Raw genomic sequence first — 19,933 nt, 5'->3', positions numbered from 1 at the left:
GGTTACAGCAAATTATTGGGATGATGTTTTCGCATCAGCTGCGCGCACTGCTTGGATAAATTGAGCCATGAGCGCAGGATCTTTAACACCCCTGCTGCTTTCTACGCCACTGCTGACGTCAACCGCGCAAGGATGCAGGCGTGCAATCGCCTCGCCCACGTTGTGCGCGTTCAATCCACCACTCAAAACGACCCGAGGCGCGTTTTCGCTTACCCATGTCTGCGGTATTCCTTGCCAATCAAAAGGAACGCCTCCGCCACCATAACCCTCGACGAGGGCATCCAGCAGAAAAGCGTTTGCTTGACTATATTGTAGGGAAAATTCATCAAAAGCGAAGCCGGCTCCTACGCGAGCAGCTTTCATCCAGGGCTCGCCAGCAGCAAGCTGGGCACAGCGCTCTGGGGTCTCATCCCCATGAAACTGCCATAAGGTGATTGAAGCAGCGGCTCGAATAGCGGCAAATTGCTCATCTGTAGCGTTTACAACCAACCCAACGGCATCAACCCCTGCTGGGAGCCTGGAAATAAGCTGGGCAGCGATATTAGGGCTTACTGCCCGTACACTTGGAGGGTAAAAGACGAAGCCGACAGCATCCACCCCAGCGGAAACGGCTGAATCCACATCAGCAGACGTCTTTAAACCGCAGATTTTGACCCTAGTTCGGCCGGGAGAATATGTCAGTAAGCCCATAAATGAATGATAAGGCCTGGGGCCTATTATTTCTCTTGCTTCCCAATAACCTTGGCGGGCAGCCAGGAGTTTTCCAGCCATGGCTGAGGAATAGCAAATTGTTCGGGATAAGTAATTTTGGCCAAATACAGACCATCAGCCATAAAGGTTGGAGCAGCAATTTGCCGGTTCTTGGCTGCCAATACTTCTGTCATCCACTCCGGTTTTTGCCTACCCTGCCCGATTTGCAAAAAACATCCAACAATATTACGGATCATATGATGCAAAAACGCGTTTCCACGGATCCGAAAATAAATCCAAGGCTGCTCAGAAATAATCTCTATGGAGTAAATCGTTTTGACTGGGGTTTTACTCTGACATTCAGATGAGCGAAATGAACTGAAATCGTTCTCACCAATTAAACATTCAGCCGATTTTTTCATTGCCTCTATATCAAGCCAATTGCCTGGTGGCAGCATTAAATATCCAGCACGCAAATGTGACATTGGAGATCGGCATGGTCCAGCATGTAATGCGTAAATATATTCGCGCTCATATGCTGAGAAACGCGCACTAAATTCATCGGAAACTGGTTTAGCCCAGTTCACCACAATCGATGGTGGCAAGAAGGAGTTGACACCTCGTACCCATGAAAAATCTTCGCGTTCGACATTGGTATCAAAGTGCACAACCTGCCCCAGAGCATGAACTCCAGTATCCGTTCTACCTGCGGTGATGGTATGAATGGGATGTTCTGCACTCGCCTGCTCACCAACAAAAGCAGAGATTGCTTTTTCTAATTCGTCTTGTACGGTGTTGTGATTGACCTGAGTTTGCCAACCAGAGTATGGGCTGCCGTCATACTGAAGGCCAAGGGCTATGCGCATATTAGGTATTGCGATGCGAGATTTCTGCCAACAAGCCCTGTGCTTCAATGGTAATTGCAGGGTCAACTGAATTGCTCATTCGGAGCACTTCATCCAAAGACTTTTTAGCAGCAGAAAAATCTTCAATCGTGATGTAAGCACGTGCCAAATTGAGCTTGACGCGCAAGGTATCGGCTAGAGGATTGGAAGCAGGGACTGCCGTAACAGATGGCGCCGCATTCGCTGGCTTCGAAAGATCAAGATCAATACCTTCAAACAAAGCTTTGGCGCGAGCAGGCATTTCAAAAGGAGTTACTGCTGCAGGTTTCTCTTCTTGATGTTTTTCTTCTTTGCTTGCTTGGTGGGCATGCGTATGAATACTTGGCACCTCTGAACGACGCGCATTACGAGCTAAACCCCACAGAAGTAGACCGGTTAGTGCAATTAAGCCAATAGCCAAAAGAGCTGGGCCAAAGCCACCTAAACCAAAATTACTATCTACCGCCTTCTTCTCTTTGGTCTTATCTAAAAGTCTTTGTAGATCGGCAATATTCTTTTCCAATTCAGCGACACGGGCTTTAGTTTGCTCGAGCATCTTCTCTTGAGCGACTAACTCTTCGGTGTAACGACGCTCTTGCTCATTACCCTCAGCACTTGAACCAATCTTTAAGCGATCTTTAGGTGCCACTTCCCCCGACTTGGCCGCATTTGATCCAGTACCTGCATTGGCACCCTTACCATCATGCTCAGCACGCCATTGTTCATTGGCATCAGCAACAAATTGATTTGCTTCTGCCGGACTGATAGAGCGTAACAAGGCCTGACTTGGTTTAGTTAACTCAGCACCAGCAGCCAAGCGATTAATACTGCCGCTAGCAAAGGCATCCGGATTGGCTTTATACAAAGCCATCATGGTTTGATCGAGAGTAGCACCCTCTAGCTGGGGAGTAATAGTAGCGGCGATCTCAGATAGGGTTTGACCTGGCTTTACAGTGATTTTTTGTACATCACCCAGCAATAAGGTGAATGTCTTAGTGAGGCTTCCGCTCGACCAGTTGAGATTGACCAATACATCTAAGAATGGATCATCTGTCATAGGAACAGAGTCAACGGTTTCAACGAGCACCATTAACCGCTCTTGACGATTGCGATACACCATCGCTTGTGGATTCAACTGCAGGATCTTTTGAGAGATTCCGAGGCGCTCATATGCAGCCTTATTCGGCATCGCTACATTCAGACTGGATAGAACTCCCTGCTCATCAGCCCCCACCCGAATAGGAATTTCTACTCGTAATGGTTCGCCTGGGCGAGACTGGAGTTGCGGCGCACCTAAGGAGATTGCAGCGGCGCTAAAAGACCAGCTTAGCCAAACAAAGCAAAGGAGCTTTAAAAAGCTTAATTGGCTAAGGCGTAGCATCAACTTAGATTACTTTTCGAGCAAAATGCGGAGCATGCGACGCAATGGCTCAGCAGCGCCCCACAGGAGTTGGTCGCCCACCGTGAATGCGCCCAAGTACTCTGGACCCATTGCCATCTTGTGCAAACGACCAATAGGTACAGTCAACGTACCACTGATAGCTGCAGGAGATAAATCACGCTCAGTTGTTTCACGATCATTTGGAACCACTTTGACCCACTGGTTGTCAGCAGCCAAAATCGCCTCAATCTCTTTAAGTGGAATATCTTTTTTGAGCTTTACAGTCAAACCTTGTGAGTGGCAGCGCATTGCACCAACACGCACACATAAGCCATCAATAGGAATGCTGCCTGGCGTACGGAATGCTGGACGACCCAAGATCTTATTGAACTCAGCGCCACCCTTCCACTCTTCTTTAGTTTGACCGTTCTCAACAGGCACATCGATCCAAGGAATCAAGCTGCCCGCTAATGCGGTATTGCGGAAGTTTTTCTTCGGAAAGTCAGAAGAGCGCAATGTCTCAGTAACTTTGCGATCAATATCCAAAATCCATGAAGATGGGTCAGCCAATTCAGTAGCTACGCTGTCACGCAATGCGCCCATTTGCAGGAGCAACTCGCGCATGTTCTGTGCACCAGCACCAGAAGCTGCTTGATAAGTCATGGCGCTAATCCACTCAACCATGTCAGCCTTCACCAGACCACCCATAGCCATCATCATTAAGCTCACAGTGCAATTGGCACCAATCCAATTCTTGCCACCAGCAGCCAAAGCTTTATCAATCACCGGACGATTGACTGGGTCCAAGACCAATACAGCGTCATCTTTCATGCGCAACGCACTGGCAGCATCAATCCAATGGCCATTCCACCCTGCAGCGCGTAGCTTAGGGAAGATGTCGTTGGTGTAGTCGCCACCCTGGCATGTCAAGATGATGTCGCAACGTGACAAAGCCTTGATGTCGTTGGCATCCTGCAAAGTACTTTCACTCTTAGTAACTTTTTTACCATTGAGGAGTGGCACTTCACCACCGGCTTGGCTGGTACTAAAAAATACCGGCTCAATCAGATCAAAATCTTTCTCAGCGAGCATACGTTCCATAAGAACGCTACCAACCATACCGCGCCAGCCAACTAAACCAACCAAAGGTGTTTGTGTATTTGCCATGATGTTAACTATCTAGTGAATTTGATTTCTGTTTATGTTTGCTTTATTTCTTATGCGAGTGCTGCAACAACAGCATCACCCATTTCAATGGTTGATACTTTTTTCGTGCCTTCGGTATAAATATCAGCGGTACGCAATCCTTGCGCCAACACTTTTTGAACCGCCTTTTCAATACGGTCCGCCTCAGCAGGCATTCCTAAGGAATAGCGCAACATCATGGCGGCAGACAAAATCGTTGCCAATGGATTGGCTATGCCTTTACCAGCAATATCTGGCGCAGAGCCATGACTTGGCTCATACAAACCTTTATTGTTCTTATCCAAAGAGGCGGAAGGCAACATACCAATCGAACCAGTCAACATAGCCGCTTCGTCAGACAAAATATCGCCAAATAGATTTCCAGTCACCACAACGTCAAATGCTTTAGGCGCTTTAACTAACTGCATTGCAGCGTTATCGACATACATATGCGATAACTCAACGTCTGGATACTCTTTAGAAATATGAATCATCACTTCACGCCAAAGCTGTGAAGTTTCTAATACGTTCGCTTTATCAACGCTGCATACTTTCTTGCCACGCTTGCGTGCAGCTTGAAAAGCAACGTGTCCAATACGTTCTACTTCTGGTTCGCTGTAATGCATAGTGTCAAAGCCTTCACGAGCGCCTTTGAATAATGGCAACTCCGATGTACGAATTCCACGTGGCTGACCAAAATAGATGTCCCCATTAAGCTCACGGACGATCAAAATATCTAAACCACCAATAATTTCTGGCTTGAGACTTGATGCAGCAGTCAGTTCTGGATAGCAAATCGCTGGTCTGAAGTTAGCAAACAACTCCAAATGTTTACGTAAACCTAAGATAGCTTGCTCGGGGCGCAGTTCGCGCGCAAGTGTGTCGTACTTCCAATCACCTACCGCACCAAACAAAATAGCATCGGCTTTTTTAGCCAACTCTAATGTTTCAGGCGGCAAAGGATGACCAGCAACGTCATAAGCAGCACCACCAACCGGAGCTTCTTCTAAATCAAACTTGGGGCCAAGTGCTTGGAGCACTCGAACGGCTTGAGCAACGATTTCCGGGCCGATACCATCGCCCGGTAGGACTGCAATTTTCATGAAAGGCCTTTAAATCAACGAAATTACGGCAATTGTGTCGCAAGCCAAGGCATCTTGAGGATGCGCTCAGCTTCATAAGCCTTGATTTTATCTGCATGTTGCAGGGTTAAGCCAATATCGTCTAAGCCATTAATAAGGCAGTACTTTCTAAATGGGGCCACATCGAAGCTGTATGCGGTGCCATCAGGGGCAATGACCTGCTGAGCTTCTAGGTCAATTGTTAACTGATAGCCATTAAAAGCCATGGTCTCGTTAAACAGATGGTCAACCTGCATTTCAGTCAAAACGATAGGTAAAAGACCGTTCTTAAAGCAGTTATTAAAGAAAATATCTGCAAAACTAGGTGCGATTACCGCTCTAAAGCCAAATTGATCCAAGGCCCATGGAGCATGTTCACGTGAGCTGCCGCAACCAAAGTTTTTACGAGCCAAGAGAATTCCTGCGCCCTTATAGCGAGGTTGATTGAGAACAAAGTCTGGGTTGATTGGACGTGTACTGCAATCTTGACCAGGCTCGCCATGGTCTAAATAACGCCATTCATCAAAGAGGTTTTGACCAAAGCCAATTTTCTTAATAGATTTCAGAAACTGCTTAGGAATGATGGCATCGGTATCCACGTTCTCGCGATTAAGCGGAGCAACTAAACCTTTGTATACCGTAAATTTTTCCATGATTCGACTTTTACTCTGTTTGCTCTAAGTATTTACTTCACAGGAGTAACGACAACGTCCTTACCCTTAGTTTGAGATTGATTGCCCTGCTGTGTTGTGTTGCTTGATCCACCCATGGAAGTTCCTAGGTTTTGCAAATCTTTTCCAACGCCTTCCATAGTACTGCTGCAAGCTGAAATTAATAAACCAGCTAAACCAACGATGGCCAATCTTGCAATTAAAGAAACTGAAGAAAATTTCATGACTTGATTACCCTTATGAAATCTTACGAACATCAACAAAGTGACCTTCAATGGCTGCAGCTGCAGCCATTGCTGGACTAACTAAATGGGTACGCCCACCATTACCTTGACGACCCTCAAAGTTGCGGTTGGAGGTGGATGCACAACGCTCTCCCGGCTCTAAGCGGTCAGCATTCATTGCTAAACACATAGAGCAACCTGGCTCACGCCATTCAAAACCTGCGGCTTTGAAAATACGATCCAAACCTTCTCGTTCTGCTTGGGCTTTTACCAAACCAGAACCTGGAACTACAAGAGCCAACTTCACATTGGCAGCTACTTTTTTACCCAAGCGATCCACCACTTTTGCGGCAGCGCGGATATCTTCAATACGACTGTTAGTACATGAGCCAATAAATACTTTATCAACAGCAATGCTGCTGATAGGAGTATTAGGATTCAGATTCATATACTGCAACGCACGCTCCATTGCAGAGCGCTTGTTTGGATCACGTTCTTTTTCTGGATCGGGTACGCGATCACTAATTGCTAACACCATCTCTGGAGAGGTTCCCCAAGTTACTTGAGGTGCAATTTCTTCGGCACGTAATTCAACTACAGCATCAAATTTTGCATCTGGATCAGAGTGCAAGGTTCTCCAATATTGCAGAGCTTGCAACATCGCAGGACCCTTAGGGGCATACGGGCGGCCTTGAATGTACTCAATGGTTGTTTCATCTACAGCAACTAAACCAGCGCGTGCACCAGCTTCAATCGCCATATTGCAAAGCGTCATACGACCTTCCATCGACAGCTCGCGAATCGCTTCGCCAGCAAATTCAATGGTGTAACCAGTGCCACCGGCTGTGCCAATCTTGCCAATCACGGCAAGCACGATGTCTTTGGCAGTGGAGCCTGGCTGTAAACGACCATCCACTTTTACTAACATGTTCTTGCTCTTTTTCATGAGCAGAGTTTGAGTAGCTAATACGTGCTCGACTTCAGAGGTGCCGATACCAAATGCCAAAGCACCAAAGGCGCCATGAGTGCTGGTATGAGAGTCTCCGCAAACCACTGTCATGCCAGGCAAAGTAGCGCCCTGCTCTGGACCAATAACATGAACAATTCCTTGGCGAGTATCGTTCATTTTGTATTGGGTAATACCGAACGCATCGCAGTTTTGATCCAAAGTATCCACTTGCAGCTTGGAAATTGGATCAGTAATACCTTCAGAGCGATCCGTTGTTGGAACGTTGTGATCGGATACCGCCAGATTGGCGGAGATGCGCCAAACAGGACGGCCAGCTAAATTTAAACCTTCAAATGCCTGAGGACTGGTTACCTCATGAAGCAACTGACGATCAATATAAATCGTGGCTGTGCCATCCTCTTCAGAGTAAACAACGTGGTCATCCCACAATTTGTCATAAAGCGTACGAGACATGAGTGACCTTAAAAACCTTATTTACGAACTGTAATGTTTGGAACCTTACGTGCTGTTTCGCCAACATATAACTGACGTGGACGACCAATCTTATATTCAGGATCGGTAATCATTTCTTCCCACTGAGCAATCCAACCTACTGTTCTTGCTAAAGCAAAAATACAGGTAAACATTTCTGTTGGGATACCAAGTGCACGTTGAACTATGCCAGAGTAGAAGTCTACGTTTGGATAGAGCTTGCGGCTAACGAAATAGTCGTCTTCCAATGCGATCTTCTCCAGAGTCATTGCCAACTTAAACAATGGGTCATCTTGCAAGCCCAATTCATTCAAGACTTCATAGCAAGTCTCACGCATTAATTTAGCGCGTGGGTCAAAGTTTTTGTAAACACGGTGACCAAAGCCCATCAAGCGAACGCTAGAGTTCTTGTCTTTTACTTGAGCAATGAACTCATGAATCTTGTCTACGCCACCTTGAGCTTGAATCTCATTCAACATCTGCAAACAAGCTTCGTTTGCACCGCCGTGTGCTGGACCCCAGAGGCAAGCAATACCAGCGGAGATAGCAGCAAACGGATTGGTGCCAGAAGAGCCACACAAACGCACTGTAGAAGTAGAAGCATTTTGCTCATGGTCAGCATGCAATGTAAAGATGCGATCCAAAGCACGTACCAATACTGGGTTTACTTTGTATTCCTCACATGGTGTTGCGAACATCATGCGCATAAAGTTTGCGGTGTATGACAAAGAGTTATCTGGGTAGATAAACGGCTGCCCTACGGAATATTTATACGCCATCGCTACCAATGTAGGCATCTTTGCGATCAAGCGAATTTGGGCAACTTCACGAGCATGCGGATCGCTGTAATCAATCTCATCATGGTAGAAGGCTGCCATTGCACCAACCAAGCCAGTCAACACAGACATCGGATGCGCATCACGACGGAAGCCGCGCAAGAAAAACTGCATTTGCTCATGAACCATAGTGTGGTGCATAACCATTTCGTCGAAGTCTTTTTTCTGTTTCTCATTTGGCAATTCGCCATTGATCAAGAGATAACAGACTTCCAAAAAGTCACAGTTCTTTGCCAAATCTTCAATCGGGTAGCCGCGATAAAGCAACTCACCCTTGTCGCCATCAATATAGGTAATTTTGCTATTGCATGACGCAGTAGATAGAAAGCCTGAATCGTAAGTGAACTTACCGGTCTGACCATAGAGCTTGCGAATGTCAATTACGTCAGGACCAACTGTCCCTTTGTAAATTGGCAGATCAATATCTGGTGTTCCATCCGAAAACGAGAGTTTTGCCTTGATGTCCGATTCAATCATTTCTAATCCTTAGTCATTCAAAATTATGATTAATACACTATTCATTCATGCATCTATACGCTTACTGCACCAAAAGGCTGAATTACTTCTCTCTCAGCCTTTGTAAAACTAGTTTGAAAGAGTCCGTCTGCATCTCTTTCTCCAAACTTGCTACAGAATCTTTACGGCCAATTAATAAATCCATTAAGTCGTTGTCATCTAGAGCCAATAGCTGGGTTAATACTTTTCCATCATCAACGCTTAACTGAGTGCCATAGCGCTCAAAGAAACGCTGCAGAATTAAATCGTTCTCTAGCAAGCCCCTACGAGCATCACTTTTCAAACGATATAACTCTGCATTTCCGAGGGTCATACTGCCCTACGAACCATCAACTCCTTGATCTTGCCAATTGCCTTCGTTGGATTCAAGTGCTTAGGACATACGTCCACGCAATTCATGATGGTGTGGCAGCGGAACAAGCGGTACGGATCTTCTAAGTTATCCAAACGCTGAGCAGTTTCTTCATCACGGCTATCAGCAATAAAGCGATATGCCTGCAACAAGCCGGCTGGGCCAACGAACTTATCTGGATTCCACCAGAATGATGGGCATGAAGTTGAGCATGATGCGCACAAGATGCACTCATACAAACCGTTCAACTCTTCACGCTCTTCAGGACTCTGGAGACGCTCTTTTTCAGGGGGTGGATTGTCGTTTACCAAGTAAGGCTTGATAGACAAATATTGCTTGAAGAATAAAGTCATGTCGACGATCAAATCACGCACAACCGGCAAGCCAGGTAATGGGCGCAATGTGATGACCTTAGGCAAAGTCAACATATTGGTCAAACAAGCCAAACCATTTTTACCGTTGATGTTCATGGCATCTGAACCGCACACGCCTTCACGGCATGAACGACGATAAGAAATGGTTTCGTCTTGCTTCTTCAAAGAAATCAACGCGTCCAACAACATACGTTCGCCAGTGAGCTCTAACTCATAGCGTTCCATGCGTGGAGCTGCATCGACATCTGGATCGTAGCGGTAAATTTCGAATATACGGATATCACTCATTTTCAATTTCTCTTCGCTTAGAAAGTACGTTCTTTTGGAGGGAAAGACTCAACCGTTAAAGGCTTCAAAATAACTGGTTTGTAAGTCAGCTTATTGCCCTCGCTGTACCAAAGGGTATGCTTCATCCAGTTCTCATCATCACGATGCGGATGGTCATCATGTGAGTGAGCGCCACGACTCTCTTTACGAGCTGCCGCAGAAATCATGGTTGCGTTTGCAGTCTCAACCAAGTTAGCCACTTCCAAAGCCTCAATACGTGCAGTATTGAAAATCTCGGATTTGTCTTTAACCCATAAGTGCTTAGCGCGCTCAGTCAATTTAGCCATTTGACGAACACCTTCGTCCATCAACTCTTGATTGCGGAATACGCCAGCGTATTTCTGCATGCACTTGCGAATATCGTTTGCAACATCTTGCGCGTACTCGCCTGAAGTTGAGTTATCCAACTTCGCAATACGCTCCAATGTTTGCTCACCAGCATTAGCAGGCAATGGCTTGAATTCGCGATTCTTGAGATCAAGACCAACAATGTGGTTACCAGCTGCACGACCGAATACTAAAAGGTCGAGCAATGAGTTTGTACCTAAACGGTTAGCGCCGTGCACAGAAACGCATGAACACTCGCCGATTGCATACAAGCCATTCACGATTTCATTGTGAATACCATTAGCAGGCACAACCACTTGACCATTGATGTTGGTAGGAATACCGCCCATCTGATAGTGAATCGTTGGCACCACTGGAATTGGCTCTTTAGTAACGTCAACGTTAGCAAAGTTGATACCAATTTCATAAACAGAAGGTAAACGCTTCATGATCGTGTCAGCACCAATGTGCGTCAAATCGAGCACAACATAGTCACCATTAGGACCGCAACCGCGCCCTTCTTTAATTTCTTGGTCCATTGAGCGTGATACGAAATCGCGTGGAGCCAAATCTTTCAAAGTTGGTGCATAACGCTCCATGAAACGCTCACCATCTTTGTTACGTAAGATACCGCCTTCGCCGCGGCAGCCTTCCGTCAACAATACGCCGGCACCAGCTACGCCAGTTGGGTGGAATTGCCAGAACTCCATGTCTTCCAAAGGAATGCCTGCGCGAGCAGCCAAGCCCATACCGTCACCGGTATTAATGAATGCGTTAGTAGATGCATCCCAAATACGACCTGCACCACCAGTAGCTAGCATGACAACCTTAGCTTCGAGGATATAAACCTGGCCTGTTTCCATTTCGAGAGCAGTTACACCAACCACATCACCGTCGTCATCACGTATCAAATCGAGCGCCAACCATTCAACGAAGAAATTCGTTTTTGCGCGGACGTTACGTTGGTACAAAGTGTGCAACATCGCATGACCAGTTCGGTCAGCTGCAGCGCAAGCACGCTGTACTGGCTTCTCGCCATAGTTTGCTGTGTGGCCGCCGAATGGACGCTGATAAATCGTGCCATCTGGGTTACGGTCAAACGGCATACCAAAGTGCTCTAGCTCATAAACAACTTTTGGAGCTTCACGACACATGAACTCGATAACGTCTTGGTCACCCAACCAATCAGAACCTTTGATGGTGTCATAGAAGTGATAGTGCCAATTGTCTTCACTCATATTGCCCAATGAAGCACCGATACCACCTTGTGCAGCAACAGTGTGTGAACGTGTTGGGAAAACTTTTGTCAGAACAGCAACATTCAAGCCGGCTTCAGCCAACTGCAATGAAGCGCGCATACCTGAACCACCTGCTCCAATAATCACCGCATCAAAACGGCGGCGTGGCAATGATTTTTTAATTGCAGTCATCGAATTACACTTTCCACAAAATTTGAACGGCATAGGCCGCACAGGCTACGAGATACAGAACAGTTAACACTTGGAGTGTCAAACGAATGCTGACGGGCTTGATGTAATCCATCCAGATGTCACGCACGCCAATCCAAGCGTGGTAGAACAAGCTGATGAAAGCCAAGAGTGTTAGCAGCTTCATTACTTGACCGCTAAACAAGCCAGACCAACCCTCGTAGGAGGCGCTACCAGTGATGCAGTAGTCAACTAACAAAACAATCGTAAATACCACCATCACAATCGCTGTAACGCGCTGGATGATCCACTCTTTAAGGCCGTAATGCGCACCGACAACTAAGCGCTTTGGTCCGATTTGATAAATAGGCATGAGATTTCCTTAAATGATTAGCGCTTAGTACAAGCCGAACATTTTGAGACCAACTACTGCAGTCAAAGCTAGACCAATCACGAGAACAACAATGGCCGAACGATTAGCTTCAGACTTTTCTACGCCGATTTCTAAATCGAGCAAGAGGTAGCGGATACCAGCACAGAAGTGGTGTAAGAAACACCAAATCAAACCGAGGCAAATAATTTTTACCAATATATTGCCGGTAAAAGCCTGGAATTTTTGATAGCTCAACTCAGAGGCAACGCTCTGGTCGAAGAGATACAAGATAAATGGCAGCAAGAGGAACAATGCTGCTCCACTAATGCGGTGAAGAATGGATACCTTACCAGCCCAAGGGAGGCGGTATTTAATCAACTGGGCAAGACCAATATTGCGGTAAACCGGTCTATCTTTTTTTACGTTTTGCTGTGAATCAACCATGGGTAATCTCTATCTTTAGGTGGAGGTTCAGTGTGGTTTTGTTGTATCGCAACATATTCTATTGGAAACCTTAGGGATGGTGGGGATTTTTTGGCGTTTAAAGGGGTTAATTACTGGTTTTTACTGATTTGCTCAGTTCAATTTGTTCTCGTAATGCTGCTCTGAAGTGTCGTACCTTGCGTGACGAATTTCTACTGGTTTATTCCCGTAGGTAAAGGCAACACGCTCCACAGAAAGCAGGGGCGCACCGATGGGCAAATGAAGGTGCTTGGACAGCACTTCGTCTGCCGCAATCGCTTTAATCCTTTCTTCCGCCCGAACCATATGGGTGGCATATTGGCCTTCATAGAAAGCGTATACCGGACCATGCCAAGCATTGAGAGCCTCTAAGTCCAAGCCCTTAAATCGAGCACCGGGAAGAAAAATCTCTTCAAAAACAATGGGTTTACCTGCAAAACTCTGTACCCGATCAATATGAATGATGGGGTCACCTGCCTTTAATTTAAGCAAACTAGCCACATAAGCACTTGCCTTGGTCTTTTCGCAGGACAAAAACAGGTTGGTAAGGTGGAATTTCTCGCCAGAATCGGGAGCTAAACGTAAAAAACGGTACTGCCAGTCATCTTCTTGATGGGTGGCTACGAAAGTACCCTTCCCTTGGCGACGAACTAGGAGGTTTTGAGCAGCGAGCTCATCAATTGCCTTGCGTACCGTGCCTTGACTGACGGCGTAACGGGCAGCCAGCTCGATTTCACTGGGAATAGCCTCCCCTGGAAGCCATTCAGAGGCTTGCAAACTAGCCAAAATCATCGCCTTAATCTGCTCGTACAGAGGGCTAAATGAGGCAACAGGCAAAGTCACATCAGACAAATTAACTCCAGACCGCGTCAATTGGATAAAATTCTAGGTAATTCTAGTCTTATATAAGACATCATTGACAGTGTAAAGCTAAAGTCCCTACACTTGAATGGATAATAGAAAAGTTTTCGTTTAATTAACCTTCCTCTGGAGTTCTAAGCAATGGCAAAAGCCCCAATGCGTGTCGCCGTAACCGGTGCAGCCGGTCAAATCGGATATTCCCTTTTATTCCGTATCGCCAATGGCGACCTTTTGGGCAAAGATCAGCCCGTAATCCTGCAATTGCTTGAAATCCCTGATGAAAAAGCACAAAAAGCCTTAACTGGCGTGATGATGGAATTGGAAGACTGTGCATTCCCGCTATTGGCCGGTATGACAGCGCACTCCGATCCAATGACTGCCTTTAAGGATATCGACGTTGCTCTTTTAGTTGGCGCACGTCCACGTGGTCCTGGCATGGAGCGTAAAGATTTGCTCTCCGCTAACGCACAAATTTTCACAGCACAAGGCAAAGCACTGAATGCCGTTGCTAAAAAGACTGTCAAGGTATTGGTTGTTGGTAACCCAGCAAACACGAACGCTTACATCGCAATGAAATCTGCTCCAGATATTCCTGCGAAGAACTTCACAGCAATGCTACGTCTTGACCACAACCGCGCACTCTCACAATTAGCTAACAAGTTGAATAAGCCTGTTGCTGATATTGAGAAATTAGTTGTTTGGGGCAACCATAGCCCAACAATGTACCCAGACTATCGCTTTGCAACCATCGATGGCAAGTCAGTTAAAGACGCTATCAACGATGCAGCATGGAACAAAGATGTATTTATTCCTACTGTTGGCAAACGTGGTGCAGCCATCATTGAAGCTCGCGGTCTATCTTCTGCAGCCTCTGCAGCGAACGCAGCGATTGATCATATTCATGACTGGGTACTCGGTACAAATGGTAAGTGGGTAACTATGGGTATTCCTTCTAAAGGCGAATACGGCATTCCTGCTGAAGTAATTTATGGCTTCCCAGTTGTTTGCGAAAACGGCGAATACAAAATGATCGAAGGTTTAGAGATCGATGAGTTCTCCCGTGAGCGCATGACACACACCTTGAATGAATTACTCGAAGAGCAAGCTGGCGTTAAGCACCTGCTCTCATAAGGAAAATTCGCACATGAAAAAAAATCTTCTCGCCATTGGCGTAGTACTTGCAAGCCTTTTAGGCGCTGTAAATGCTAGAGCTAGTGAAGAAGTAATCACATGGACTTGTCAGGAAAGCAAGCAGTTCAAAACTACTGGCACTACTGAAAAAGTTCGCTTAACTTGGGAATCTAAGTCTTATGATTTAGAGCGCCAAACTTCATTGCCAGGCAGCTTGCGTTACAAGAACATGAACTCTGGTTACGATCTTGTAGTGCTAGGTAACAAAGCAATGTTGTTTAACATCAAAGCAGGTGTACGTCTTGCCGATTTCTGCCAAACAGCAGATATGAAGTCTGGTAAGTTGCCACACTTGTTTGCTGGTGCGGAACCATTTGTGCAGAATTAATTTCTCACGTTGCATTAATTAAAAAAGCCGAGGATTCCTCGGCTTTTTTATTGCTTAGTTTCTTTGCGCAGTTTCTTTGCTTAATTTCTTATTTCTTTAGTGGAACAAAGGTTGCTGTGACGGTGCGTCATCAGGCATTTCAGCATGCACCGCTTCACCAGAGCGATCCGGAAATAAAGGTGCGCCGCAGTCGTCGCACAGCTCTGGATCAAATAGCATGGCATGGCGGAAGACATCCTCCACTCCAGCATCATGCAAAGCATCACAAATCTTCTTAATCGGACTCTCATCATCCGATAAATCATTTAAGGCGTCGCTTGCCACACTCTCGCGGTCATATAGAGGCCAGATCACGCCATACATTACCTCTGAGGATCCTTTTGCACTAAAAGAAATCCGGTACTCATCAGCCTGCTCTTCACCAAATGCACCAACAACACAGGATAAGCCTGCAGGCAGAATTCCGAGAGTGCTCTCGAGAAAGTTCACCGCTGCACGAATACTCAAAGGTCGAACATGCTTATCAGCTAAGCGACAGTTTGTGAAATACGCTTCCGGCAAGAGAAGTTCAAACTCACAGCCCGGCAATAAAGAAGCAATCGGCTCTTGCATAGCGTTTTGCCAGCCAATCAAACTCACTCCGCGCTCTTGGCGTGCTGGCGGCTCAGCCTGCCAACGGAAGATTGGTGAACCAGCAGGCGCACTTAAGGCAGCAATAATGAAACGGGGATCAGCCAAAACAGCAATGGTTTCTGACATGTCGCGCAACTCGAGCTTGACGTCTTTTCCAGAGATCGCTGCACTTGCTAATGATTCAGTCAGGATGCGAGTTTGACAATGCGAATGAGGCATTTGATCGATGCTGTACAACCAAGGAACAATCGCCAAACGTGTATCTGTTGAGGCAATCGCGCTATGTAATGCTTGGGCTGTGGATTCAATGATGTTGGTTGGCAGTGGGCCAGAAGGAATTTGGTAGCGCGTGTGAGCAACGATAGGCATCGCTAATAACAACACATCCCATTCCTGCCCTTCATGCTCGATTCTCAAGGATTCAGCCAGGGTTTCTGCGATATCGGCAAGCACCTCAAAAGCAACTGTATTAATCCGAAAGGTTTGATCTAAGGCAGCATCAATCACATTTTGATTTTGGCTTTTGAGTAAGCGCATTAAGCGCATGTTCAAGCGCTCCTCCCAAAAGCGGTCTTCGACCTGACTTCCAGAAGCAGCTAAAGAAATAGCGTCAGCCACCAACTTCTCCACCTCTGGAGAATTGCGTTGCGATGCTTTGGTGCGATGAACAGCCATTATTTTCTTTCTGCCCTTCTAAACACAGGCTTATCTACTTTAGATTCTGCGGCATAGTACTTATACCCATCTAAATTAAAGCCTTTTAAATCTGCTGGATCAGTAATGCGATTCTCAACTACGTAGCGCGCCATTAAACCGCGAGCCCGCTTCGCATAAAAAGAGATGATCTTGTACTTACCGTCCTTGGCATCCTGAAATACAGGAGCAATCACTGGGCAATCCAATTCTTTGGGCTGAAGTACCTTGAAATACTCTTCCGAGGCCAAATTAAGTAGCACGGGCTTCTTTTGTTTTTCTAAAACCTTCTTAATGGAATCAGTCACTCTACCGCCCCAGAATGCATAAAGATCCTTACCTCTTGCATTTTTGAAGGAGGTGCCCATCTCTAGACGATATGGCTGCATCAAATCCAAGGGTTTCAGGGCGCCATACAAGCCAGACAAAATCCGAATGTGGTCTTGAGCAAACTGAACGGACTTGGCATCCAGGGTTTTGACATCAAAACCGTCATATACATCACCATCAAAGGCGTAGATCGCCGGCTTGCTATTTTCTTCAGTAAATTTCTTAGACCAATCGCGATAACGCCCGACATTCAAAGTTGCCAATTGGTCAGATAAGCCCATGAGCTTGGCAACATCTTGTGGTGCGAGCTTCTTGAGATCGGCGATCAGCTTGGCTGATTCGGAGACAAATTCTGGCAAAGTGGGTGCCTTGACCTTGGCCGGGGTCTTGTAATCCAGGGATTTAGCAGGTGAAAGGACGATCAGCATGGCACAATTTGTTTATGTATTTTTACCATTCTAGCGACTACCGGATATATCCGCTCTAAAAGACTGACCGCCTGCCTTCGCCTCCATGAACCCACTAGAGACCCCCTCTTTTCCAAGTCGCCTGCCAAGGGTGGGGACCACGATCTTCACGGTAATGTCAGCTTTAGCTGCAGAGCACAAAGCAATTAATTTAGGCCAAGGTTTTCCAGATTTTCCTTGTGATCGAAAACTGATTGCCGAGGTCAATGAAGCGATGTTAGCCAATCGCAATCAATATCCACCCATGATTGGTATTGCAGAGCTACGCAATGGCATTAGCCAGAAGATTCAAAACTTGTATGGGCATCACTACGATGCTGATACCGATATCACCATCACTGCGGGCGGTACACAAGGTATTTTGACGACCATACTCGCTTGCGTTAGTCCGGGCGATGAAGTCATCATTATTGAACCAGCGTATGACAGCTATCGACCTGCTATTGAATTGGCAGGCGGCAAAACCATTGCCATTGCTTTACAAGTCACTCGTGATGAGCATGGGCAAGTGGCTTCTTATGAAATTCCTTGGGAAATCCTAGCCAAAGCAATCAACACCAAAACCCGACTGCTCATCATCAATACGCCGCACAACCCTACTGGAATGGTTTGGGGCAAGACTGACTTAGATCGCCTCGCAGGCTTAGTGCGCAATACTTCCACATTGATTTTGAGTGATGAGGTTTATGAGCACATGGTCTATGACGGAGCTCAGCATCACAGCGTTGCCTCTCATCCTGAGCTTGCCGCTAGGAGCTTTCTGATTTCTAGTTTTGGCAAGACCTATCATGTAACAGGCTGGAAAGTAGGTTATGTTGCCGCACCATCGGCACTTACAAAAGAGTTTCGCAAGGTCCATCAGTTCAATGTATTTACCGTGAACACACCGATGCAATATGGTCTAGCAACATATCTTGCAGATGCTGAACATTATTTAAATCTCCCCGCCTTTTATCAGGCTAAGCGTGATTTTTTTAGGGCGGGACTGAGCAAGACTAAATTTACGTTGCTCCCTACTCCAGGCACCTATTTTCAGTGTGCTGACTACTCGGCATTAGATATCCCTCAGGCAAAATTCAATGAGGCTGACTTTTGTAAATGGCTTACAACGGAGATTGGGGTGGCAGCGATACCAGTCTCTGCTTTTTATGAGCAAGCTACTGAATCTGGCGTCATTCGTTTTTGTTTCGCTAAACAAGATCAAACACTATCAAGCGCCTTACAACGTTTAGAAAAAATCTAAAGGACATCATGGCAAATAAAAAATCTACCGTAATTGATGTTTATAGCTGGCCGACACCCAATGGCCACAAAGTGCACATCATGCTGGAAGAATGCGGCTTTCGATTGGGAAAGGATTGGGTCGCTCACCCCATCGATATTGGTGCAGGAGATCAATTTGCCCCTGATTTTTTAAAGATTAGCCCCAATAACAAAATCCCGGCAATAGTTGATCCTGATGGTCCAGATGGCAAGCCCATTAGTCTTTTTGAGTCTGGAGCGATTCTTCTCTATTTAGCCGGCAAGACTGGCAAGCTCTTGCCCCAAGACACCCGCGGCAAGTATGAAGTGCTGCAATGGCTGATGTTCCAAATGGGTGGCCTAGGCCCTATGCTTGGGCAAAACCACCATTTCCGCCTCTACGCACCCGAGAAAATTGAATACGCCATCAATCGCTATACCAACGAAGCCAAACGAATCTATGGGGTATTGGATGGTCAACTGAAAGATAATCCCTATATTGCAGGGAAAACGTATTCAATTGCTGATATTGCGATTTATCCATGGACGCGTAATTGGAAAAATCAAGGTATCAATATCAATGAGTACCCGAACTTCAAACGTTGGTTTGAAAAGATTGGTGCACGACCAGCTGTAAAGCGTGGTTGTGAAGTATTAACCGCATTACGCAAACCCTTGCACGATGACAAGGCTAGAGAGCAGTTATTTGGTTCAACCCAGTATCAAAAGAGGAAATAAGATGAGTATTCAATCCGTCGGTGTAATCGGTGCAGGCACTATGGGAAATGGTATTGCGCAAGTGTGTGCAGTTGCTGGCCTTGATGTCGTCATGGTTGATATTAGCGAAGCTGCAGTTCAACGTGGTCTCGAACAAATTAGCAAGAGCCTAGATCGCCTCGTCAAAAAAGAAACCTTAACACTTGAAGCTAAAGATGCTGCGCTAAAACGAATTAAAGGCAGCACTTCTTATCACGACTTCAAAGGTTTGGGTTTGGTGATTGAAGCCGCTACTGAGAACCAAGCAATTAAAGAGAAAATCTTGAAGCAAGTCGATGAGATTGTGAGCAAAGACACCATCATTGCTACCAATACCTCTTCTTTATCCATCACCAAATTAGCAGCTCTTGATTCCAATCCTGCGCGCTTTATTGGTATGCACTTCTTTAACCCGCCACCCTTGATGGCTCTGGTAGAGGTGATTCGTGGCCTACAAACTAGCGATGCAACTCATGCCGCCATTATTGAGATGGCTAAGCGAGTTGGTAAAGAGCCGATCACCGTTAAAAACTCTCCTGGCTTTGTAGTCAATCGTATTTTGTTACCAATGATCAATGAAGCATTCTTTGTTCTGTCTGAAGGACTTGCTAGTCCGGAAGATATTGATGCCGGAATGAAGTTGGGCTGCAATCAGCCGATTGGTCCACTGGCATTGGCTGATCTCATTGGTTTAGATACCTGCTTAGCAGTGATGGAAGTTTATTTTGAAAACTTCAGCGACTCTAAGTATCGCCCTTGCCCACTGTTGCGTGAAATGGTTGCAGCTGGATATCTCGGCCGTAAAACTGGTCGCGGCGTTTATACCTACGATAAATAATTT

General features: G+C 46.1%; 22 protein-coding genes. 5 read left to right on the top strand and 17 right to left on the bottom strand.

Annotated elements, in window-relative coordinates; genetic code table 11:
- Positions 1–12: 12 nt before the first annotated feature.
- From PKF022_RS04105 to PKF022_RS04035, 15 genes are all read right to left on the bottom strand, one after another.
- On the bottom strand, positions 13–690 hold the full coding sequence (locus PKF022_RS04105; RefSeq protein WP_281777332.1) for a phosphoribosylanthranilate isomerase: 678 nt from the start codon (positions 688–690) through the stop codon (positions 13–15).
- Positions 691–716: 26 nt separating this feature from the next.
- Positions 717–1,556 carry a tRNA pseudouridine(38-40) synthase TruA gene (gene truA / locus PKF022_RS04100; protein WP_281777331.1) on the bottom strand — a complete coding sequence of 280 codons (840 nt, stop codon included), beginning with the start codon at positions 1,554–1,556 and terminating at the stop codon, positions 717–719.
- A gap of 1 nt (position 1,557) precedes the next feature.
- Entirely contained in the window at positions 1,558–2,955 is a 1,398-nt protein-coding gene (locus PKF022_RS04095; protein WP_281777330.1) for a FimV/HubP family polar landmark protein, read from the bottom strand.
- 9 nt (positions 2,956–2,964) lie between these two features.
- On the bottom strand, positions 2,965–4,122 hold the full coding sequence (gene asd / locus PKF022_RS04090; protein WP_216214591.1) for an aspartate-semialdehyde dehydrogenase: 1,158 nt from the start codon (positions 4,120–4,122) through the stop codon (positions 2,965–2,967).
- A gap of 50 nt (positions 4,123–4,172) precedes the next feature.
- Positions 4,173–5,243 carry a 3-isopropylmalate dehydrogenase gene (gene leuB / locus PKF022_RS04085; protein ID WP_281777329.1) on the bottom strand — a complete coding sequence of 357 codons (1,071 nt, stop codon included), beginning with the start codon at positions 5,241–5,243 and terminating at the stop codon, positions 4,173–4,175.
- 23 nt (positions 5,244–5,266) lie between these two features.
- A complete protein-coding gene (leuD, locus tag PKF022_RS04080; protein WP_281777328.1) occupies positions 5,267–5,914 on the bottom strand; it encodes a 3-isopropylmalate dehydratase small subunit in 648 nt (215 codons plus the stop codon).
- A gap of 32 nt (positions 5,915–5,946) precedes the next feature.
- Positions 5,947–6,156, bottom strand: a complete 210-nt coding sequence (locus PKF022_RS04075; protein WP_281777327.1) for a hypothetical protein — start codon at positions 6,154–6,156, stop codon at positions 5,947–5,949.
- 13 nt (positions 6,157–6,169) lie between these two features.
- A complete protein-coding gene (leuC, locus tag PKF022_RS04070) occupies positions 6,170–7,579 on the bottom strand; it encodes a 3-isopropylmalate dehydratase large subunit (RefSeq protein WP_281777326.1) in 1,410 nt (469 codons plus the stop codon).
- Positions 7,580–7,596: 17 nt separating this feature from the next.
- Positions 7,597–8,910, bottom strand: a complete 1,314-nt coding sequence (gene gltA / locus PKF022_RS04065) for a citrate synthase (RefSeq protein WP_281777325.1) — start codon at positions 8,908–8,910, stop codon at positions 7,597–7,599.
- Positions 8,911–8,992: 82 nt separating this feature from the next.
- Entirely contained in the window at positions 8,993–9,262 is a 270-nt protein-coding gene (locus PKF022_RS04060) for a succinate dehydrogenase assembly factor 2 (protein ID WP_281777324.1), read from the bottom strand.
- Positions 9,259–9,963, bottom strand: a complete 705-nt coding sequence (locus PKF022_RS04055; RefSeq protein ID WP_062308838.1) for a succinate dehydrogenase iron-sulfur subunit — start codon at positions 9,961–9,963, stop codon at positions 9,259–9,261. Before PKF022_RS04055 ends, PKF022_RS04060 begins: the two co-directional genes overlap by 4 nt.
- Before the next feature lie 17 nt (positions 9,964–9,980).
- Positions 9,981–11,759, bottom strand: coding sequence for a succinate dehydrogenase flavoprotein subunit (sdhA, locus tag PKF022_RS04050; RefSeq protein ID WP_281777323.1), 1,779 nt, complete (start codon positions 11,757–11,759; stop codon positions 9,981–9,983).
- A gap of 4 nt (positions 11,760–11,763) precedes the next feature.
- Positions 11,764–12,129: a succinate dehydrogenase, hydrophobic membrane anchor protein gene (gene sdhD / locus PKF022_RS04045; protein WP_068321349.1), complete on the bottom strand. Its 366-nt coding sequence runs from the start codon at positions 12,127–12,129 to the stop codon at positions 11,764–11,766.
- A 24-nt stretch (positions 12,130–12,153) separates the two neighbouring features.
- On the bottom strand, positions 12,154–12,573 hold the full coding sequence (gene sdhC, locus PKF022_RS04040; protein WP_281777322.1) for a succinate dehydrogenase, cytochrome b556 subunit: 420 nt from the start codon (positions 12,571–12,573) through the stop codon (positions 12,154–12,156).
- 132 nt (positions 12,574–12,705) lie between these two features.
- Positions 12,706–13,434, bottom strand: coding sequence for a GntR family transcriptional regulator (locus tag PKF022_RS04035; protein WP_281777466.1), 729 nt, complete (start codon positions 13,432–13,434; stop codon positions 12,706–12,708).
- A 159-nt stretch (positions 13,435–13,593) separates the two neighbouring features.
- Here PKF022_RS04035 and PKF022_RS04030 point away from each other — a divergent pair, with 159 nt between their 5' ends.
- Positions 13,594–14,583, top strand: a complete 990-nt coding sequence (locus PKF022_RS04030) for a malate dehydrogenase (RefSeq protein WP_215324359.1) — start codon at positions 13,594–13,596, stop codon at positions 14,581–14,583.
- A gap of 13 nt (positions 14,584–14,596) precedes the next feature.
- Complete coding sequence (locus PKF022_RS04025) at positions 14,597–14,971, top strand: hypothetical protein (RefSeq protein WP_281777321.1); 375 nt, start codon at positions 14,597–14,599, stop codon at positions 14,969–14,971.
- A gap of 96 nt (positions 14,972–15,067) precedes the next feature.
- On the opposite strand, the gene PKF022_RS04020 is transcribed toward PKF022_RS04025, so the two are convergent.
- Together PKF022_RS04020 and yaaA are read right to left on the bottom strand one after the other, a co-directional pair.
- Positions 15,068–16,279 (bottom strand): DUF2863 family protein, encoded by a 1,212-nt coding sequence (locus PKF022_RS04020; protein WP_281777320.1) that lies wholly within the window; start codon positions 16,277–16,279, stop codon positions 15,068–15,070.
- Positions 16,279–17,055 (bottom strand): peroxide stress protein YaaA, encoded by a 777-nt coding sequence (gene yaaA, locus PKF022_RS04015; protein WP_281777319.1) that lies wholly within the window; start codon positions 17,053–17,055, stop codon positions 16,279–16,281. The genes PKF022_RS04020 and yaaA overlap by 1 nt, the downstream gene beginning before the upstream one ends.
- Before the next feature lie 85 nt (positions 17,056–17,140).
- Here yaaA and PKF022_RS04010 point away from each other — a divergent pair, with 85 nt between their 5' ends.
- Genes PKF022_RS04010 through PKF022_RS04000 form a run of 3 tightly spaced genes read left to right on the top strand, consistent with a single transcriptional unit; the run spans position 17,141 to position 19,930 of the window.
- Positions 17,141–18,337, top strand: a complete 1,197-nt coding sequence (locus tag PKF022_RS04010; RefSeq protein ID WP_281777318.1) for a pyridoxal phosphate-dependent aminotransferase — start codon at positions 17,141–17,143, stop codon at positions 18,335–18,337.
- Between the two features lie 8 nt (positions 18,338–18,345).
- Positions 18,346–19,074: a glutathione binding-like protein gene (locus tag PKF022_RS04005; RefSeq protein WP_281777317.1), complete on the top strand. Its 729-nt coding sequence runs from the start codon at positions 18,346–18,348 to the stop codon at positions 19,072–19,074.
- 1 nt (position 19,075) lies between these two features.
- Positions 19,076–19,930: a 3-hydroxybutyryl-CoA dehydrogenase gene (locus PKF022_RS04000; RefSeq protein ID WP_281777316.1), complete on the top strand. Its 855-nt coding sequence runs from the start codon at positions 19,076–19,078 to the stop codon at positions 19,928–19,930.
- Positions 19,931–19,933 lie beyond the last annotated feature (3 nt).

This window comes from Polynucleobacter sp. KF022 (genome assembly GCF_027924105.1).
GTDB lineage: Bacteria > Pseudomonadota > Gammaproteobacteria > Burkholderiales > Burkholderiaceae > Polynucleobacter.
This window is presented reverse-complemented; position numbering and strand designations above follow the sequence as displayed.

Excerpts from the sequence above, each read along its gene's own strand:
- PKF022_RS04105 (WP_281777332.1), bottom strand. The coding sequence starts at position 690 with ATGGGCTTACTGACATATTCTCCCGGCCGAACTAGGGTCAAAATCTGC.
- truA (WP_281777331.1), bottom strand. The coding sequence starts at position 1,556 with ATGCGCATAGCCCTTGGCCTTCAGTATGACGGCAGCCCATACTCTGGT.
- PKF022_RS04095 (WP_281777330.1), bottom strand. The coding sequence starts at position 2,955 with ATGCTACGCCTTAGCCAATTAAGCTTTTTAAAGCTCCTTTGCTTTGTT.
- asd (WP_216214591.1), bottom strand. The coding sequence starts at position 4,122 with ATGGCAAATACACAAACACCTTTGGTTGGTTTAGTTGGCTGGCGCGGT.
- leuB (WP_281777329.1), bottom strand. The coding sequence starts at position 5,243 with ATGAAAATTGCAGTCCTACCGGGCGATGGTATCGGCCCGGAAATCGTT.
- leuD (WP_281777328.1), bottom strand. The coding sequence starts at position 5,914 with ATGGAAAAATTTACGGTATACAAAGGTTTAGTTGCTCCGCTTAATCGC.
- PKF022_RS04075 (WP_281777327.1), bottom strand. The coding sequence starts at position 6,156 with ATGAAATTTTCTTCAGTTTCTTTAATTGCAAGATTGGCCATCGTTGGT.
- leuC (WP_281777326.1), bottom strand. The coding sequence starts at position 7,579 with ATGTCTCGTACGCTTTATGACAAATTGTGGGATGACCACGTTGTTTAC.
- gltA (WP_281777325.1), bottom strand. The coding sequence starts at position 8,910 with ATGATTGAATCGGACATCAAGGCAAAACTCTCGTTTTCGGATGGAACA.
- PKF022_RS04060 (WP_281777324.1), bottom strand. The coding sequence starts at position 9,262 with ATGACCCTCGGAAATGCAGAGTTATATCGTTTGAAAAGTGATGCTCGT.
- PKF022_RS04055 (WP_062308838.1), bottom strand. The coding sequence starts at position 9,963 with ATGAGTGATATCCGTATATTCGAAATTTACCGCTACGATCCAGATGTC.
- sdhA (WP_281777323.1), bottom strand. The coding sequence starts at position 11,759 with ATGACTGCAATTAAAAAATCATTGCCACGCCGCCGTTTTGATGCGGTG.
- sdhD (WP_068321349.1), bottom strand. The coding sequence starts at position 12,129 with ATGCCTATTTATCAAATCGGACCAAAGCGCTTAGTTGTCGGTGCGCAT.
- sdhC (WP_281777322.1), bottom strand. The coding sequence starts at position 12,573 with ATGGTTGATTCACAGCAAAACGTAAAAAAAGATAGACCGGTTTACCGC.
- PKF022_RS04030 (WP_215324359.1), top strand. The coding sequence starts at position 13,594 with ATGGCAAAAGCCCCAATGCGTGTCGCCGTAACCGGTGCAGCCGGTCAA.
- PKF022_RS04025 (WP_281777321.1), top strand. The coding sequence starts at position 14,597 with ATGAAAAAAAATCTTCTCGCCATTGGCGTAGTACTTGCAAGCCTTTTA.
- PKF022_RS04020 (WP_281777320.1), bottom strand. The coding sequence starts at position 16,279 with ATGGCTGTTCATCGCACCAAAGCATCGCAACGCAATTCTCCAGAGGTG.
- yaaA (WP_281777319.1), bottom strand. The coding sequence starts at position 17,055 with ATGCTGATCGTCCTTTCACCTGCTAAATCCCTGGATTACAAGACCCCG.
- PKF022_RS04010 (WP_281777318.1), top strand. The coding sequence starts at position 17,141 with ATGAACCCACTAGAGACCCCCTCTTTTCCAAGTCGCCTGCCAAGGGTG.
- PKF022_RS04005 (WP_281777317.1), top strand. The coding sequence starts at position 18,346 with ATGGCAAATAAAAAATCTACCGTAATTGATGTTTATAGCTGGCCGACA.
- PKF022_RS04000 (WP_281777316.1), top strand. The coding sequence starts at position 19,076 with ATGAGTATTCAATCCGTCGGTGTAATCGGTGCAGGCACTATGGGAAAT.